The 17,758-nt window shown below is 68.5% G+C and carries 16 protein-coding genes; 9 read left to right on the top strand and 7 right to left on the bottom strand.

Translation table 11 applies throughout. The features are described 5' to 3' along the window. Positions 1-207 precede the first annotated feature (207 nt). From N803_RS06585 to N803_RS06595, 3 genes are read left to right on the top strand one after another with little or no spacing between them, the layout of a single operon-like run. Positions 208-834, top strand: a complete 627-nt coding sequence (locus N803_RS06585) for a TetR/AcrR family transcriptional regulator (RefSeq protein WP_156969680.1) — start codon at positions 208-210, stop codon at positions 832-834. Beyond that, positions 834-2,570, top strand: a complete 1,737-nt coding sequence (locus N803_RS06590) for an ABC transporter ATP-binding protein (RefSeq protein WP_035903624.1) — start codon at positions 834-836, stop codon at positions 2,568-2,570. The genes N803_RS06585 and N803_RS06590 overlap by 1 nt, the downstream gene beginning before the upstream one ends. Continuing rightward, a complete protein-coding gene (locus tag N803_RS06595; protein WP_035903625.1) occupies positions 2,567-4,564 on the top strand; it encodes an ABC transporter ATP-binding protein in 1,998 nt (665 codons plus the stop codon). Before N803_RS06590 ends, N803_RS06595 begins: the two co-directional genes overlap by 4 nt. A gap of 97 nt (positions 4,565-4,661) precedes the next feature. Here N803_RS06595 and N803_RS06600 read toward each other — a convergent pair whose 3' ends face one another. Next, a complete protein-coding gene (locus N803_RS06600; RefSeq protein ID WP_035903627.1) occupies positions 4,662-5,237 on the bottom strand; it encodes an NADPH-dependent F420 reductase in 576 nt (191 codons plus the stop codon). A 163-nt stretch (positions 5,238-5,400) separates the two neighbouring features. Here N803_RS06600 and N803_RS06605 point away from each other — a divergent pair, with 163 nt between their 5' ends. The 4 genes from N803_RS06605 to N803_RS06620 all read left to right on the top strand — a co-directional run bounded on the left by N803_RS06605 (position 5,401) and on the right by N803_RS06620 (position 8,923). Next, on the top strand, positions 5,401-5,865 hold the full coding sequence (locus N803_RS06605; protein WP_052112029.1) for a MarR family winged helix-turn-helix transcriptional regulator: 465 nt from the start codon (positions 5,401-5,403) through the stop codon (positions 5,863-5,865). Positions 5,866-5,955: 90 nt separating this feature from the next. After that, complete coding sequence (locus tag N803_RS06610) at positions 5,956-6,465, top strand: VOC family protein (RefSeq protein WP_035903632.1); 510 nt, start codon at positions 5,956-5,958, stop codon at positions 6,463-6,465. A 391-nt stretch (positions 6,466-6,856) separates the two neighbouring features. Next, positions 6,857-8,608 carry a sodium:solute symporter family protein gene (locus tag N803_RS06615; protein WP_035903634.1) on the top strand — a complete coding sequence of 584 codons (1,752 nt, stop codon included), beginning with the start codon at positions 6,857-6,859 and terminating at the stop codon, positions 8,606-8,608. 12 nt (positions 8,609-8,620) lie between these two features. Beyond that, positions 8,621-8,923, top strand: a complete 303-nt coding sequence (locus N803_RS06620) for a hypothetical protein (protein WP_052111958.1) — start codon at positions 8,621-8,623, stop codon at positions 8,921-8,923. A 73-nt stretch (positions 8,924-8,996) separates the two neighbouring features. Here the strand turns inward: N803_RS06620 and N803_RS06625 are convergent, their stop codons facing one another. The 5 genes from N803_RS06625 to N803_RS06645 all read right to left on the bottom strand — a co-directional run bounded on the left by N803_RS06625 (position 8,997) and on the right by N803_RS06645 (position 14,178). Then, the gene (locus N803_RS06625) at positions 8,997-9,785 is read right to left on the bottom strand and encodes a dioxygenase family protein (RefSeq protein WP_035903638.1); all 789 of its coding nucleotides are present in this window, start codon (positions 9,783-9,785) and stop codon (positions 8,997-8,999) included. A 9-nt stretch (positions 9,786-9,794) separates the two neighbouring features. Further along, positions 9,795-10,244, bottom strand: coding sequence for a hypothetical protein (locus N803_RS06630; protein WP_052111960.1), 450 nt, complete (start codon positions 10,242-10,244; stop codon positions 9,795-9,797). 103 nt (positions 10,245-10,347) lie between these two features. Continuing rightward, positions 10,348-12,327, bottom strand: coding sequence for a diacylglycerol kinase family protein (locus N803_RS17410; protein ID WP_052111962.1), 1,980 nt, complete (start codon positions 12,325-12,327; stop codon positions 10,348-10,350). 4 nt (positions 12,328-12,331) lie between these two features. Further along, positions 12,332-13,000 (bottom strand): response regulator, encoded by a 669-nt coding sequence (locus N803_RS06640; RefSeq protein ID WP_245617057.1) that lies wholly within the window; start codon positions 12,998-13,000, stop codon positions 12,332-12,334. Beyond that, a complete protein-coding gene (locus tag N803_RS06645) occupies positions 12,997-14,178 on the bottom strand; it encodes a sensor histidine kinase (protein WP_035903642.1) in 1,182 nt (393 codons plus the stop codon). Before N803_RS06645 ends, N803_RS06640 begins: the two co-directional genes overlap by 4 nt. A gap of 142 nt (positions 14,179-14,320) precedes the next feature. Here N803_RS06645 and N803_RS06650 point away from each other — a divergent pair, with 142 nt between their 5' ends. Together N803_RS06650 and N803_RS06655 are read left to right on the top strand one after the other, a co-directional pair. After that, positions 14,321-15,217 (top strand): ABC transporter ATP-binding protein, encoded by an 897-nt coding sequence (locus N803_RS06650; protein WP_211253469.1) that lies wholly within the window; start codon positions 14,321-14,323, stop codon positions 15,215-15,217. Then, positions 15,214-16,065 (top strand): ABC-2 transporter permease, encoded by an 852-nt coding sequence (locus N803_RS06655; RefSeq protein ID WP_035903645.1) that lies wholly within the window; start codon positions 15,214-15,216, stop codon positions 16,063-16,065. The genes N803_RS06650 and N803_RS06655 overlap by 4 nt, the downstream gene beginning before the upstream one ends. A gap of 114 nt (positions 16,066-16,179) precedes the next feature. On the opposite strand, the gene N803_RS06660 is transcribed toward N803_RS06655, so the two are convergent. Beyond that, positions 16,180-17,757, bottom strand: coding sequence for an AMP-binding protein (locus N803_RS06660; protein WP_211253470.1), 1,578 nt, complete (start codon positions 17,755-17,757; stop codon positions 16,180-16,182). Between the last annotated feature and the right edge of the window lies 1 nt (position 17,758).

Raw genomic sequence — 17,758 nt, forward strand, 5'->3', positions numbered from 1 at the left:
CACGGTCGGCCTCGTGCCCGAAGCGGCCGCGCACTGCCTGGCCCCCGGCGTGTGCAGCGTCTCCGCTTCGGGCACGACGTCGACGGTCGGGGCATCAGGGCGAGCTTGGTGAGTGAGTGGGGGTGCGGGGGAGGGGCTCGTGGAGGGCGTTTGTGCAGGTGGGAAAACTTGTTGTGAGTGAGTGCTCACTCACTCATACTTGAGGGCGTGACTCCCCGCGCCCCCGCCATGACCCGAGACGCCCGCCGCGCCTCGATCATCGCCGTGACGATGCCCCTCCTTCGCGAAAAGGGCCGCGTCGTCAGCACCAAGGAGATCGCTGCGGCGGCCGGCGTCGCTGAGGGAACGATCTTCAAGGTCTTCGACAACAAGGACGAGTTGATCGAGGCGACCATCCAGGACGCCTTCGACAACACCACGGTCCTCACCGAACTCGAGGACATCGACCGCGACCTCCCGCTTCGGGACCGGCTCTCGGCAGCGGTGGCGATCATGCAGGACCACCTGCGGGGAATGTTCGCCCTGATGACAGTGCTGCAGGCCTCGGGGAAACCGATGCAGCCACCGCGACACGACAGTGAAGCCCATCGACGCAGGGAGGAGTCGACGGCCCGTCTCGACGAGGCCTTCGTCGACCTCATCGGCGACGACGTGGCCCAACTGCGCGTCGGGGCAACCCGATTCATCGGCTACCTGCGGATGCTCACCCTTTCGAGCGTCCATCCCATCCTCGGCGGGGAGTTCTCGACCCCGGAGGAACTCGTCGAGGTCCTCCTCGACGGCGCCCTCGACCGCAACAACACCCACTCCACCACCAACCGGAGGAAGAAGTAGTGCTGCTACGAATCATGCGCGACTACCTGCGCCCCTACCGCGGGGCGCTCACGGTGCTCGTGCTGCTGCAGCTGGCGGGCACGATCGCCTCGCTCTACCTGCCCAGCCTCAACGGCAAGATCATCGACGATGGGGTGGCCAAGGGCGACACCGACTACATCGTGAGCACCGGCGGCTGGATGCTCGCTGTCTCGCTCATCCAGATCGCGGCGACGATCGCCGCGACCTACCTCGGCGCCAAGGCCGCCTCCGGCTTCGGCCGCGACCTCCGCGCCGGCATCTTCGCCCGGGTCGGCGACTTCTCCGCGCAGGAGGTCTCGCGCTTCGGGGCGCCGACGCTCATCTCGCGCAACACCAACGACGTCACCCAGATCCAGACGGTCGTCTTCATGGGCGCGGCGATGATGGTCAGCGCGCCGATCATGATGGTCGGCGGCATCATCATGGCGCTGCGCGAGGACGTCGGTCTGTCCTGGCTCGTCGCCGTCGCGGTGCCGCTGCTCGCGCTGTGCGTCTCGCTCGTCATCCGCCGGATGATCCCGAACTTCCGCCTCATGCAGGAGTCCGTCGACTGGGTCAACCGCATCCTGCGCGAGCAGATCACCGGTATCCGCGTCGTGCGTGCCTTCGTCCGCGAGGACCACGAGGAGGCGCGCTTCGCCGAGGCCAACACTCAGTACACCAACACCGCCCTCGCGGTCGGCCGACTGCAGGCCCTCGTCTTCCCCATCGTCATGCTCATCTTCAACGCCTCGACGGTCGCGGTCCTGTGGTTCGGCGCGCACCGTGTCGAGAACGGGCAGATGCAGATCGGCGCCCTCACGGCGTTCATGTCCTACCTGATGCAGATCCTCATGTCGGTCATGATGGCGACCTTCATGTCGATGATGATCCCGCGCGCGACGGTGTCGGCGAACCGCATCGCCGAGGTCCTCGACACGGACTCGACTGTGGTCCAGCCGATCCAGGCGCAGGCCATCCCCGAGGGTGGCACGGCGGTGGAGTTCCGCGATGTCGAGTTCGCCTATCCGGGGGCGGATGTCCCTGTCCTGCAGGGGATTTCGCTCACCGCAGAGCCGGGTCGCACGACCGCCATCATCGGCAGCACCGGCTCCGGCAAGTCCACTCTGCTGTCTCTCGTCCCGCGTCTCTACGACGTCACCGACGGCGCCGTCCTGCTCGGCGGGGTCGACGTTCGCGACGCCACGCTCGAGGACGTCTGGTCCCACATCGGCCTCGTGCCGCAGAAGCCCTATCTCTTCACGGGCACGGTCGCGTCGAACCTGCGTTACGGCGACGCGAACGCCACCGACGACGACCTGTGGGAGGCCCTGCGCATCGCCCAGGCCGAGGACTTCGTCCGAGCCATGCCCGAGGGACTGGAGAGCCACATCGCCCAGGGCGGAACGAACGTGTCCGGTGGTCAGCGCCAGCGCCTCGCCATCGCGCGGGCGCTCGTCGCCAAGCCGGAGGTGTTCCTCTTCGACGACAGCTTCTCGGCCCTGGACCTCTCCACGGACGCGAGGCTGCGCGAGGCACTCAAGCCGGTCACCCGGCATACAACGGTTGTTGTTGTCGCACAACGGGTTTCGACCATCATCGACGCCGACCACATCGTCGTCCTCGACGACGGAAAGATCGTCGGCCAGGGGACCCACGACCAGCTGCTCGAGACGTGCCCGACGTATGTCGAGATCGTCGAGAGCCAGCGCAGTGCAGAGGAGGCAGCAGCGTGAGCGGGGACCGGATCCTGACCGAAGAGGAGAAGGCTGCCGAGCAGCGTCGCGGGCCGGCCGCCGCGCAGCGCGGTGGACCGCCGCACATGCGGGTCGGCCAGCCGGGGGAGAAGTCCGCGAACTTCGTCCCGTCGGCCAAGCGCCTCCTGGGACTCATGCGCCCCGAACGACTTGCCCTGTATGCCGTCCTCGCCTTTGCCGTGGCCAGCGTCGCCCTCAACGCGATCGGGCCGAAGATCCTCGGCCGGGCCACCGACCTCATCTTCGCCGGCGTCGTCGGCAAGCAGCTGCCGGCCGAGGGCACCGTCGCGCAGATCGCTGCCGGCCTGAGGGCGCGGGGGCAGGACACCTTCGCCGACATGATCGAGGGCATGCCGCACCTCGTGCCCGGGGTCGGCATTGACTTCGGTGCCGTCGGGCGGGTGCTCCTGCTCGTCATCGGCCTCTACGTCGTCGCGAGCCTGCTCCAGTGGGCCATGGGGTGGATCCTCACCGGCGCCGTCAACCGCACCATCTTCAACCTGCGGCGCGACGTCGAGGACAAGCTCAACCGACTGCCCCTGCCGTACTTCGACCAGCAGCCGCGCGGTGAGCTCCTCAGCCGCGTCACGAACGACATCGACAACGTCTCGCAGAGCCTGCAGCAGACCCTGAGCCAGATGCTCACGTCCCTGCTCACGGTGATCGCGATGGTGACGATGATGCTCTACATCTCGCCGCTGCTCGCGCTCATCGCGCTCGTGACGATCCCGATCACCATGGTCGTGACCGCGATGATCGGCAAGCGTTCGCAGAAGCACTTCGTGCAGCAGTGGAAGTCGACTGGTGAGCTCAATGGCATCGTCGAGGAGACGTTCACGGGCCACCAGCTCGTCAAGGTCTTCGGGCGGCAGGAGGAGGTGCGCGAGTCGTTCCGCACCAAGAACGACGACCTCTTCGCTGCCGGGTTCGGTGCGCAGTTCGTCAGCGGCATCATCATGCCGACGATGATGTTCATCGGGAACCTCAACTACGTCATCGTCGCCGTCGTCGGTGGCCTCCGCGTGGCGAACGGGTCGATGACGCTCGGTGACGTCCAGGCGTTCATCCAGTACTCACGCCAGTTCACCCAGCCGCTCACCCAGGTGGCATCGATGGCGAACCTGCTGCAGTCCGGAGTCGCTTCTGCCGAGCGGGTTTTCGAGGTTCTCGACGCACCGGAGCAGTTGGCCGAGGTGGAGGCGCCCACCGTCCTCGCCGACCCGCACGGGCGCGTCGAGTTCGAGGACGTGTCCTTCTCCTACGACCCCGAGAAGCCGCTCATCGAGCACCTCGACCTCACCGTCGAGCCGGGCCAGATGGTCGCCATCGTCGGCCCCACCGGCGCGGGCAAGACGACGCTCGTCAACCTCATCATGCGGTTCTACGAGCTCGACTCCGGTCGCATCACGCTCGATGGCGTCGACATCACCGACCTCTCGCGGCACAACCTGCGCGGCGAGATCGGCATGGTCCTCCAGGACACGTGGCTCTTCGGTGGGACGATCCGCGAGAACATCGCCTACGGCCGGCCCGGTGCGTCCGACGAGGACGTCATCGAGGCCGCGAAGGCGACGTATGTCGACCGGTTCGTGCACTCCTTGCCCGACGGCTACGACACGAAGCTCGACGACGAGGGCGGCAACATCAGCGCCGGCGAGAAGCAGCTCCTCACCATCGCCCGGGCGTTCCTCTCGGACCCGGCGCTGCTCATCCTCGACGAGGCCACGTCGTCGGTGGACACGCGCACCGAGAAGCTCGTGCAGGACGCGATGTCGGCGCTGCGTCAGGACCGGACGAGCTTCGTCATCGCCCACCGCCTCTCGACGATCCGCGACGCCGACCTCATCCTCGTGATGGAGAACGGTCGGATCGTCGAGCAGGGTTCGCATGCGGAGTTGCTCGCGGCGGGTGGAGCGTTCGCGGACCTGTATGCCGCGCAGTTCCGTTCCGCTGTCGCCGAACCCGTCGACTGAGCCGGTTCGCCACCACACGACCGCGGGGAGGTCGCGCCAGCTGTGTGCTGGTGTGACCTCCCCGCGGTCGTGTTGCGGAAGGGCTCAGGCCTCGGGGTCAGCGGACGACGCCGAAGCCACCGTTCCAGGAGACCTTCTCGCCGGCGGCGAGGGTGATCTGGAGGAAGCCAAGGGCCTCGAGCTCACGGGCGCGCTTGAGAGCGCCGGCGTCGATGACCGTGAGGCCACCGGCCTCGACGAACTCCGCCACGGTGGCCTTGGCGTCGGCGTCGTCACCGGCGATGAGGACGGTCGTGGGGAGCGGGCCAACCTCCTTGGCGGCGAGGGTGCCGCCGAAGGTGGTGTTGAAGGCCTTGACGACCTTGGCCTCGGGGAGCGCCTCGGCGATGACCGCGGCTGCAGAGGAGTCTGCGGGGACGGTGAGCCCGTCGAAGGTCTCGAAGTTCACCGGATTGGTGATGTCGACGATGACCTTGCCGGCGAGCTGCTCGCGGCGGGCCTCGATGATCCCGGCGACCTCCGGGTAGGGGACGGCGAGGACGACGATGTCGCCCTGGACCGGGGTGGCCGCGTCGGCCTTGCCGAGGGTCTGAACGTCGTTGTTGCCGGCCTGGGCGATGCCGGCGATGGCGCCGCCCATGTTGCCGCTGCCGAAGATCGTGATGCTGCTCATTGGTGCTCCTCTGGGTCGGGCCGTGCTGATAATAGTTGAGACTACAACTATTATGGTTGTTTTTGCAACCAACCTGCACATGCGGGCATTCCGACAGGCCTCTCCCGCTAGGGTCGGATCCGTGGCCGAAGAGGATCAGGTTCAGTGGCTCGACCGCGATGAGATGACGGCGTGGCTGCGGCTCATTGCCGTGGCCGAACGGCTTCCCGGCGTGCTCGACACGCAGCTCAGGCGTGACAGTGGTCTCACGCACTACGAGTACCAAGTGCTCGCGATGCTGTCCGCGGCCCCCGAGCGCACCCTGCGGATGACCCAGCTCGGACGCGAGACCAATGCGACTCTCCCGCGCCTTTCGCACGTCGTCCGCCGCCTCGAGGAGCGAGGTCTTGTGCGGCGATTGGTCGCCCCTGACGACAAGCGAGCCACCGACGCCTCGCTCACCGACGCCGGGTGGGACGTCCTCGTCGAGGCTGCGCCGGGGCATGTGGGCACGGTCCGAGAGCACGTGCTCGACCCGCTCACGCCCGGGCAGGTGTCTGCCCTGTCCGACGCGCTCGGGGCCATCCTCACCAGGATCGACCCGCTCGGCGACGCTCCGCGGGACCAGCGCGACCTCGACAAGAGCTGACTCGTCGGGTGGTCGGAACAGATCGGCGCGCTCTTGAGTTAGTTTGGTTGTAATCACAACTAATCCGTCGCCCGTACCCAGGAGTTCGCCATGGCCATCAACCCGGTTCGCCTCAACCACGCCGTCTTCTACGTCGCCGACCTCGAGCGGTCGGTCGCTTTCTACACCGAGGTCTTCGGCATGGAGGTCGTCGCGAGTGAGCCGCGTTTCGGTGCGGCCTTCCTCCGCCTGCCGCGTTCGGGCAATCACCACGACCTCGGACTGTTCGGCGTCGGCCCCGACTCGACCCCGAAGACCCGCCGCACCGGCCTCTACCACCTCGCCTGGCAGGTCGATGAGATCACCGACCTCGAGGTGGCCCGCGACCTGCTCACCGGCGCCGGCGCCTACGTCGGCGAGTCCGACCACGGCGCGACCCGCAGCGTCTACGGCAAGGACCCCGACGGCAACGAGTTCGAGATCATGTGGATGCTCCCCGTCGAGAAGTGGGGCGAGTTCGACGATCTAGCGCCCGTCCTCCCGCTCAACCTCGACGCCGACATCGCCGAGTGGGGCGGCGTCCGCACCGCCGGTCGCGTCGTGACCGAGGCGCCGGCATGAGCGACTTTTGCGCCGCCCGTTGTCTCCCGCGCCGGCTCAGCCGAACCCGAGGCGCCGCTCGTCGTCCTCCTGCACGGCCGTGGCTCGGACGAGACCCAGATCGTGAGTCTTGCCGGGCGCCTCCCGAGCGGGCCGGCATACGCCGCGGTTCGGGCTCCGATCGCCGAAGGCGGCGGTCCGGTGCGACGACGACGACGTATCGCGACAACGGTGGGCACGGCATCTCACTCGACGCCGCCCGTGCCCTGAGCGACTGGATCGGCGAGCGGCTCTCCACCAGCTCCTGACCTGCCGAACCGGGGGTCTCCTCGTCCCCGATCGAAGCCCGGTGCGGGAGTAGGTTGAATTCGTCCGGGCTCAGCGAGCCGACCCGAGCACGAGGAGGTCGCCGATGTCGTCGGCACTCACTCCGGCCGCGGTGGCGGCCGAGACCTTGATCGACGCGAATGCCGTCGACTACCTGATGGTGGCGCTCTATTTCGCCTTCGTCCTCGGCATCGGGCTCGCCGCCCGACGCGCGGTGTCGGACTCGATCGACTTCTTCCTGTCGGGACGTTCACTCCCGGCGTGGGTGACGGGTCTGGCGTTCATCTCGGCCAACCTCGGTGCCGTCGAGATCATGGGCATGTCCGCCAATGGCGCCCAGATCGGTCTGCCGACGGTGCACTACTTCTGGGTGGGTGCCATCCCGGCGATGCTCTTCCTCGGCGTCGTGATGATGCCGTTCTACTACGGCTCCAAGGTGCGTTCGGTGCCGGAGTTCATGCTCCGGCGGTTCGGCACAGGAGCGCACCTCGTCAACGCCCTGAGCTTCGCCCTCGCGCAGCTCCTCATCGCCGGCGTCAACCTCTTCCTCCTCGGCTCGATCGTCCACGCCTTGCTGGGATGGCCCTTGTGGGTCGCGCTGATCATCGCGGCGGCGATCGTCCTCTCCTACATCACGCTCGGAGGCCTGTCGGCGGCGATCTACAACGAGGTCCTCCAGTTCTTCGTCATCGTCGCCTCGCTCCTGCCGCTGACCCTCATCGGTCTGCACCGCGTGGGCGGGTGGGGCGGCCTTCAGGACAAGATCACCGAGGCTGCCGCCAACGCCCCCGCCGAGGCCGCTGTCGCCCCGGCCGAGCAGCAGCTCAACTCGTGGCCCGGCCAGGCGCTCTCCGGCTTCGACTCCGGGATCCTCTCCGTCATCGGCATCGTCTTCGGCCTCGGGTTCGTGCTCTCCTTCGGCTACTGGACGACGAACTTCGTCGAGGTCCAGCGGGCCATGGCTTCGAACTCGATCTCGGCAGCGCGCAAGACCCCGATCATCGGCGCCTTCCCCAAGATGCTCGTGCCGTTCATCGTCATCCTCCCCGGCATGATCGCGGCGGTCCTCGTCACCGAGATCGTCGACCTCAAGAACGGCGGGTCCCCGCCCGGCGGAGCCTCGGGTGAGGGCGTCAAGTACAACGACGCGCTCCTCCTCCTCATGCGCGACGTGCTCCCCAATGGTTTGCTCGGTCTGGCCATCGCCGGTCTGCTCGCCGCCTTCATGGCCGGCATGGCGGCGAACATCTCGGCCTTCAACACGGTCTTCAGCTATGACCTGTGGGAGCGCTACATCCGCAAGGACCGCAGCGACGACTACTACCTGCGGATCGGGCGCCTGGCCACCGTGGCGGCGACGATCATCGCGATCTTCACGGCCTCGATCGCGGGCAACTTCTCGAACATCATGGACTACCTCCAGACGCTGTTCGGGTTCTTCAATGCGCCGCTGTTCGCCACGTTCATCCTCGGAATGTTCTGGAAGCGGATGACTCCGACAGCCGGATGGATGGGCCTCGTCGCGGGAACGCTCTCGGCGATCCTCGTGTGGCTCTGCGGCAACCCCGACATCTTCGCGCTCTTCGAGTTGCCGGGTCAGGGACTCGCGTTCGTCGCCGCCTCGACCGCCTTCGTCGTCGACATCGTCGTGTCGGTCGTGGTCTCGCTCGTCACCGAGCCGAAGCCGGCGTCCGAACTCAAGGGCCTCGTCTACTCCGAGACGCCGAAGGAGGACCTCGTCGATCCGGAGGAGGCCTCTCGTCCCTGGTACCAGCGGACGGTGCCTCTCGCGAGTATCGCCTTCGTCTTCGTCCTCATCCTCAACTTCGCCTTCTAAGGAGGTCGCGCCATGTCAGACACGACCAAGAAGACCGCCGGAGCCTTCGACATCCGCAACTTCATCGGGATGCTGCTCGGCCTCTATGGCATCATCCTCACCCTCATGGGTTTGTTCGGCGACAAGGAGTTGGACAAGACCGGCGGGGTCAACGCCAACCTGTGGACGGGCCTGGCCCTGATCGTGGTGTCCGCCGGCTTCATGACCTGGGCCCGGCTCAAGCCGACGGTGGTGCCCGAGGAGGTCGAACGTGCGGCCGACGACCACACGCGACCGGCGCCGCGCAACAAGCCGAAGCCGAAGCACGGCCACTGACCGGTGGCCCAAGGGATGCCCGCGTGGAACCTCCACGCGGGCATCCGTGTGAGTCGGGTGGGGTGGGGCGAGGTCAGGCGAACTGCCAGGAGCGCTTCGACAGGCCGTACCAGTACCCGTCGATGACGCTGTCGCCGTCGATGCCACCCCCGGCATGGGCGGCTCCGAGGGTGACGTAGAGCGGCGCCCAGTGCTCCGTGCGCGGGTGGGCCTCGACCGCCGCCGGGGCCTTGTTCATGAAGTCGAGGATCGCGTCGACGTCACCCGCATCGACGGCTTCGGCGGCCCAGTGGTCGAACTCGGCCGAGGCCGATGGGGGCGGCGCGTCCGACGGGTTGCGTGGGCTGAACCAGCGCAGGTTGTGGGTCGTGAAGCCGGACCCGATGATGAGGACCCCTTCGTCGCGCAGGGGTGCGAGTTGCTGCCCGATGGCAAAGAGCTCCTGCGGGTCAAGGGTGGGCATCGACAGCTGGACGACCGGCACATTCGCCTCGGGGAACATCTCCACGAGCGGAACGTAGGCCCCGTGGTCGAGGCCGCGGCTCGGGTCCTGGTGCAGTCCACCGCCGACGTCGCCGAGGAGTCCCGCCACGGACCTCGCGAGCTCGGGGGCGGGCGGGGCGTCATAGCTGACTTCGTAGTACTTCTGCGGAAATCCCCAGAAGTCATAGAGCAGGGGAGTGCCGGGCGTTGTCGAGCTCACTGCGATGGGCGCCTGTTCCCAGTGCGCCGACACGACGAGGATGGACGTCGGGCGCGGCAGGTCGGTCGACCAGGCGGCGAGTTGGTCGGTCCACAGTTCGTCGTCGGCGAGGGGCGGGGCACCGTGGCTGAGATAGAGCGCAGGGGCGCGGGTCTCCATGGGCCGACTCTAGGCCGTCAGCAGCCCGATTCCGAGTGAGAGGAGGCTGATGGCGAGCAGGGCAGCTCCCGCGAACACCATGGCAATGAACCCATTCGGCTTCGTCCGCCCCTTGCCCATGGACGCGAAGAAGAAGCCGCCGGGCATGAGCAGTGCCGCCACGGCCACGCCGGAACGGGAGAGCCAGTCGAGGGCGCCGGTCTGTGTCGTCGAGTCGGCGAGGATCTGGCAGATCAGGGCGAGCAGCAGCAGCACGCCGGCGTGAGCGTGACCGGCCCGGGCGAACTTCTCCTGGAACTCGGTCACCGGCGCGTCGCCACGCACGATCTTGACCATGTACATCCCGCCCGTCTCGACCGTGACGAGGGCGAGCAGCAGGATCCCGGCGGTCGTGCGGGACTCGTCGGACAGGACGGCTCCGGCGGTGGCGAGGGTGTGTGCGGCAGTGGCGGTCAGCATCGAACTCTCCCTTGGATAGTGACTCTCCCCAATATTGGAGAGTGCCACTATCCACTGTCAAGTGATGACGCCGTGGGCGCTCGCGCGTGTCATCGCGTGATGGTCACGAACCTGCCGGGTATGCCGTCCGCGCGGTCGCGAGATCGCGTTCCACGAGCGCTGTCGTCGCCTTCTCCTGCTCGGGGGAGTCCCAGGCGATTCGGGCGACGTCGCGCTCGGTCGCAGCGACCACGGAGGCGAGGCCGGCCGCGGAAGCCAACCCGGCGGCATACGCCTCCATGGCTCCGCCCACGGGACTGTCGACGACGACGATGCCCTCCGACCGCAACGCATTTCGCTCCTCGAGCGCCATGGCGACGACGTCATGGATGAGGACCAGCCGCACGGCCTCCGCGTCGGACGCGAGCATCCGGCGACCCACTTCGATGTCGCCCTGGCCGCTGTCACCGATGAAGACGACGTGGGTCTCCGGCATGAGGGCGCGGAACCGACGGAAGTTCTCGAGCTTCGCGCTCGCCATGGAGTCATGGGTGCGCAACCCTTCGAACGTCCCCGACAGGACCGCGTGCGGCGGCAGCCCGAGTTCCGCGAGGCCGCGGCGCGTGTGCTGCTCGATGAGGCCCGCGGGGTCCATCGGCCGGGCGGTCACGAACGTGAGGTCTCCCGGCGCCTCCGGCGTGGTGGCGTGCCCCGCGTCCAGGGCTCGATACAGGGCGACGACTCCCGGATAGACCGTGCCGCGCGGGTAGCGGTCGTCGTGGAGGGCGCAGCGCAGGGTGTCGTCGATGTCGCTGAGGACGTGCAGATCGGGTACCTCCACGAGCGCGGCCTGGGCGGCGATGTGGGTGAGGATGTCGGAGCGCACGCCCTCGTCGTCGATGACGTCGAAGACGAGGTGCTCGAGGTCGCGGTGGTCGTGCCCGGAGTTGAGCAGGCTCTTGAACCGGGTGAGGTCGGGCCCTCGCAGTGCCAGGAACGCGTCGCGCACGATCTGTTCTCGGCCATGGTGAGAGGACCACCCGCGGCGCTGCGCCACGGCGCGGGCCAGGGCGGAGAGGTCTCGGTCGTTGTCGGGCAGCAGGACGGTCACGGCGTCATCGGCAGCGCCTCTCGCGGTCTCCCCGGCGGAACCGGATCGGACGAGGACCGCCCCGGTCGTGACGCCGAACTCCAGACGGATCGCCTCGCCCATTGGGTCGCCGTCGACGTGCACGGCCCGAGGCGCCTCGAGCTCGAGGATGACGTGGCGCGTGCGGTGCGTCCGGAGACCGGTCCAGCCGCCCCGCCTCCGCCCGAGGACGCCGCCGAAGACGCCCAGCCAACCCAGAGTGGTGCGCGGGGCGACGGTGAGGACATCGAGGCGACCGTCGGTCATCGACGCCGACGGCATGAGCGGCACGCCCAGGGGCAGCACTCGACAGTTCCCGACGAGGATCGATCGCACCGAATCTTGTTGCGGCACAGCGCCGTCGAGCCGGACCTGCACGATCCACGGGTCGCCCACTGCCTGCCGTGCGAGAGCCGCGAAGTAGGCAGCCCAGCCCCATCGTTCCTTGGCCCGATCCGCAGTCGAGGCAAAGGCTTCGGCATCCATTCCGACACCTGCGACGACAAGGACGTCAAGTGAGCGGGTGCTGCCATCCGGCCGGGTGAGAGTGACCCCGGCCAGGTCGGAGTCCTGAGGCGTACCGTCCAGGGCGACCTCGACGGCGGCGTCGAGGTCGGCGGCAACGAGGCCGGCGGTCCGTGCCCACAGGTTGGCCGTGCCGACCGGGACGACGCCCAGCGAGACGACCTCTGCGGCCCGGCCGGAGCGGGACAGCGCGCCGGCCACCTCGCGAACTGTGCCGTCTCCGCCGACGGCCACGATCCGGTCGACACCGCGCCCCAGGAGGTCGACGACCTGCTCGGCCCCCGGGGCGGCAACCGTCGTCGTCAGCACGATGGGCTCGGGCCAACCACGACGACGCGTCGCCCGGCGCAGCGCCGCCAACGCATCGGTGGTGCGCGCCTTGGCCGGGTGCGCGACGACACCGACCCGCGAGTGCAGCGCGTTGTCCGCGGGGCCGCTCGGGGACGTCATCGGTTCAGCCGTCGGCGTCGTGGACGAGGATCGCGACCTGCACGCGGTTCTCGACGCCGAGCTTGGTGAAGAGCCGCCCGACGTGCGTCTTGACCGTCGGCACGCTCATGAAGAGGTGGGCGGAGATCTCGGCGTTGCTCAGCCCACGGCCGACGGCGTCCGCGACCTCGCGCTCGCGTTCGGTGAGGGCGGCCAGACGCTTCCGGGCGTCTGCGGCCCGGTCCGAGGCGCCGCCGTCGGACTCGGTGACGGCGGCGATGAGTTGCGCGGTGACACTCGGCGACAGCATGGGCTGCCCGGCGGCCACGGTGCGCACGGCCTCGACGAGACGGGCCGGCGGGGTGTCCTTGAGCATGAAGCCCGCGGCACCGAGACGCAGGGCTCGCAGCACCATGTCGTCGGCGTCGAACGTCGTGAGCACGATGACCTTCAGCGCCGAATTCCTTTGCAGCAGAAACTCGGTGGCGCTCAAGCCGTCGCGAACCGGCATACGGATGTCCATGAGGACCACATCGGCACCGGACTCGGGCACAACAGTCAGCGCCTCCTCGCCATTGACTGCTTCGCCCACGACGGTGATTCCGGAATCGCCCCCGAGCATCATCCCGAGCGCCGCACGCACCATCGGGTCGTCGTCGACGATGGCCAGGCGGATGGGTGCGGGGTCGCTCACGACTCCCACGGTATCCATGCGTACACGAGGTACCCGCCGTCGGGATCCGGCCCGTGCGCGAAACGCCCGCCGGCGAGGGTGACCCGCTCCTCGAGTCCGATGAGGCCGAGCCCCGATGCGGGAAGGGCGTGCCGCACCCGCCCGACGGGCTTCGCGTTGTGGACGGTGACGGTGAGTCCTTCGGCGGGCGATCCGGCGAGGGTCGCGTCGACGACGGTCCCCGGGGCGTGCTTGCGTGCGTTCGTGAGGGCTTCCTGGACGATCCGGTATGCCGTCCGCCCGAGGTTGTCGGTCACGTCACCGGTGAGCTGCTGGTCCAGGTTCACCCGCATGCCGCCCGCGCGCTCCTCCTCGACGAGCCTCACGAGGTCGCCGATGAGCGGCTGCGGCAGCTCGGGCGGGGCGTCCGTCGGTGCCGTCGGGTCACGCAGGACACCGAGGACGTCGCGGAGGTCGCGCAGGGCCTGATGGGCGTTCTCCTCGATCGTCTTTGCCGCGGTGGACTGCTCCTCGCGCGTGAGGTCGGTGCGGAAGCTCAGTGCTCCCGCGTGCATGGCCACGAGCGAAATCCGGTGTGCGAGAACGTCATGCATCTCCCGAGCGATGCGCGTGCGCTCGGCCGCCTGGGCCTGGGCGACCCGTGCCTGCTGCTCACGCTCGGCCGTGTGGGCCCGCTCCCGGAGCGAGTCCATGAGGTTGCGCTGCGAGCCCATCGCCCAACCGACCGCGATGACGATGCCCGCGATGAGGAGCCCGAAGACGATGGACGCCCACAGGGGCAGGTCGTCCTCACCGGGGTAGAGGCGCTCCTGGACGATCCCCGCGAGAACGGCGGCAGGGGCGACGGCCAGGAGCCCACGCCACCAATGCCTCGCGGCGAGGGACCCCATCGTCCAGGTGGCCGGCCCGGCCGAGCTTCCCGACACCGTCGCCATGAGATTCGTGGCCAGGGCGATGCCGAAGGGCCACTTGTGGCGCATGGGGACGAGGCAGAACGAGAGGATTCCGAGGGCGATGTCGCCGACGAAGAACCACCCGATGATGCGCTCGTCGCTGATGTTCGCCTCGGACATCGCGATGGCGATGGCGCCCCACGAGACGAGGCTGATGAGGATCGCGAGCGACCAGCGCCACACGGAGCCCAAGCGGCCGTGGGTGGGGGCGAGGTGCTCGGGCATGGCCCGAGCCTAGGTCGGACCCGGGCCACGGCGCGTCCGACCGCGGTCCACGGAAGGTGGGCGGACGGCATACCAAAGTCGGATGGCGGTCGGGACGGTTGGACGATGTGCCGGCACCCGGGTGCGCGGCAGGGTGGTCGGCATGATCACAGTCGAGAACCTCACGAAGCGCTACGGCGGATTCACCGCTGTCGACGACATTTCCTTCGAGGTCCGCCCGGGGAGTGTTGTCGGCTTCCTCGGACCGAACGGGGCGGGCAAGTCCACGGCGATGCGGATGATGACCGGCCTCACGCCGGCGACGAGCGGTCGCTCGACCGTCCTCGGCAAGCCGTACCGCGACCTGCACAACCCCGGCCGCCAGGTCGGCGTCATGCTCGACGCCTCCGCCCAGCACCCCGGGCGCACCGGTCGCGAGGTGCTGCGCCTCGCCGCCATCCAGATCGGCGTCCCGAAGAGTCGTGTCGACGAGGCCCTGGCCATCGTCGGCCTCACCGAGGAGGAGGCCGGACGTCGCGTCCGCAACTACTCGCTCGGCATGCGGCAGCGGCTCGGCCTCGCGTCGGCGCTGCTCGGCGAACCCGAGGTCCTCATCCTCGACGAGCCGGCGAACGGCCTCGACCCGCAGGGCATTCACTGGATGCGCGGGCTGCTGCGCGGCTTCGCCGACGGCGGCGGCACGGTCCTGCTGTCGAGCCACCTGCTCCACGAGGTCCAGGTCATCGCCGACGACCTCGTCATGATCGGCCGCGGCCAGATCGTCGCCATGGGCACGAAGGACGAACTCCTCTCGCGCGGCGGCACCACCGTTCGTTCCACGAACGACGAAGCCCTGTATGCCGCGCTGTCCCGGGCCGAGGTGTCCGTCACGTCCGTGCCGTCCGGCCTGGTGGTCGACGCCGAGCCCGGGGTGGTCGGTCAGATCGCCCTCGACGAGCGCATCGTCCTCCTCGAACTCCGCTCCGGCGGATCCGAGGGTCTCGAGGAGATGTTCCTCAGTCTCACCGCCTCCACCTCCCGCGAAGGAACCGCAGCATGAGCGCCACCGACACCTCTCTCAATGCGGGGACCGACAGCCGCGTCCCCGCGGTCGAACCGTCAGGGGCGGCGCGGCCTGCCCCTACCCCTGGTGCCGTCAACGGCGGCCGGCCGGGTGTGCCGTGGTCGCGCCTCATCCACGTCGAGCTCCGCAAGATGGTCGACACCCGCGCCGGCCGCTGGATGCTCATCGTCATGTCGGCGATCTCGCTCATCGTCGTCGGCGCCTTCCTCATCTGGGGGCCTGCCGATGAGGCGACGTTCGGGACGCTTCTCGGACTCACGTCCTTCCCCCTCGTCATGCTCCTGCCGATCCTCGGCATCATGGCAGCCACGTCGGAGTGGAGTCAGCGCACCGGTCTCGTGACGTTCACGTTGGAGCCGAGGCGCGGGCGGGTCGTGGCGGCCAAGGTCATCGCCGCCCTGCTCCTCGGTCTCGTCGTCACGGCGAGTGCCTTTGCCACGTCTGCGCTGGCCAACGTGCTGGGCTCGTCCCTGTCCGATGCCAGCGGTGCCTGGGACGTGTCGTGGAAGGTCGCGCTCGGGGTGACCGTCGGATTCGCCGTGTTCGTGCTCCAGGGTCTGGCCTTCGGCTTCGTCTTCCTCAACACGCCGTTCGCCATCGTCGCCTCGCTCGTCCTGCCCACGGTCTGGACCATCGCGATCAACCTCATCTCCGCTCTCCGGGAGCCGAGCAAGTGGCTCGACCTCAACCAGGTGACCGAGCCGCTGTTCAGCGGATCGATGACCGGCGAGAACTGGGGGCAGCTCGCGACCTCGTTCGGCGTGTGGGTGCTCCTGCCGCTGGCGATCGGCTCGTGGCGGGTCATGCGCCGCGAGGTGAAGTAACCCGGACCCGAGACCGTCGCCTGAGCAAGGGAAACGGGTCTCGAACAAGAGATCAGTTCTCTTGTTCGAGACCCGTTTAGCGGGGAACCCGTAAAAGGGGAGGCGGGTGGGACGTCAGGTGATGCGGGCGCGGAGCTCGCGGGCGAGGATCTTGCCCGTCGCGTTCCGCGGGAGCTCGTCGACGAAGTGCACCTCACGAGGCACGACGTGCCGCGCCCGGTGTGCCCTGACGTGCTCCTTGACCTCGTCGGCCGAGAGCTCGTGTCCGTCCTGGAGGGCGATGAACGCCGCGAGGCGCTGCCCGAACTCGGGGTCCGGCACGCCGACGACCGACACCTCGCGCACGGCGGGGTGGTCGATGAGCAGGGACTCGACCTCGATCGGATAGACGTTCTCGCCGCCGCTGACGATCATGTCGTCGTCGCGGCCGTCGACGAAGTAGAGCCCGTCCGTGACGTGTCCCATGTCGCCGGTGGAGACGAGGCCGTCGACGAAGTCCTTCGTCGCGCCCGAGGTGTAGCCGTCGAAGACGAGGTCGTTGCCGCAGAAGATGCGGCCGGTCTCGCCCGGGGCGACCTCATGGTTGTCCGCGTCGAGGATCTTCACGACCGTGCCGAGCGGCGGTGTGCCCGCTGTGTCGGGGTTGATGCGCATGTCCTCGGGGGTCGCGATGCAGATCCACGACGCCTCGGTCGAGCCGTAGAGGTTGTAGAGCACGTCGCCGTACTCGTCCATGAACTTCGTCGTGAAGCCGTGGGGGTAGGCCGAACCCGAGGTCGCGACGACGCGCAGGTTCTTGCGACGTCGGATGCCGCCGGGGTCAGCCGGGAGCTCCATCATGCGCTGGAGCATCACGGGGATGGCGAACATCGCGTGACACTCCTTCATCTCGAGGAGGTCCTTGGCGGCCTGGGGTTCGAAGCGACGCTGCAGCACGATGGTCGCGCGCAGCGCGAAGCTCAGCTGCATCGCCGCATAACCCCACGTGTGGAAGATCGGCGCGCTGATGAGGATGCGGTCCTGGGCGCGCAGCGGGATCCGCTCGATGATCGAGATGAGGGGGCCGAAGCCACCGGGCGTCTTGCGGGCCGCACCCTTGGGTGTGCCCGTCGTGCCCGACGTGAGGATGATCGTGCGGCCACCCTTGGCGGGCGGCGCGAGGACAGGGGCCGTCGGGGCGGCATCGAGGTCGGCGGACCAGTCGGACTCGCGGATGACCGTCACGGTCGCGGGCAGCTCGCCGACCACGCCGTCGAACTCATCGTCGTGGAGGAGCGCGGTGAGCTCCTGCTGTTCGGCGACGACGGCGAGCTGGCCGGCCGACAGGCCGGTGTTCATGAGGACGAGGTCGATGCCGACGGCTGCGGCGCCGGTCATGACCTCGACGGCGCCGACGTGGTTGCGCGCGAGCAGGCCCAGTCGCTGTCCGGGTCGAAAACCCTTGGCGCGCAGCAGTTCCGAGATCTTTTCCGACCGAGCCAGCAGGTCGGCATACGTGATCGAACCGCGCTGCTCGTCGATGACGGCAACCTGTTTCGGGCTGCGGTGAGCAGCCTGGCGCAGCTCACCCGCGAGGCCGAAACCCCACTTCTGCAGGGAAAGGAGCTGGCTGACCTGCCGGTGCGGTGGGCCGGGCGCGAGCATGCCGCGCTTGGCCATCACCGCACCGACGGTCAACAGACTGATCGACACG

The sequence above is a fragment of the Knoellia subterranea KCTC 19937 genome (assembly GCF_000768685.1).
Lineage (GTDB): Bacteria > Actinomycetota > Actinomycetes > Actinomycetales > Dermatophilaceae > Knoellia > Knoellia subterranea.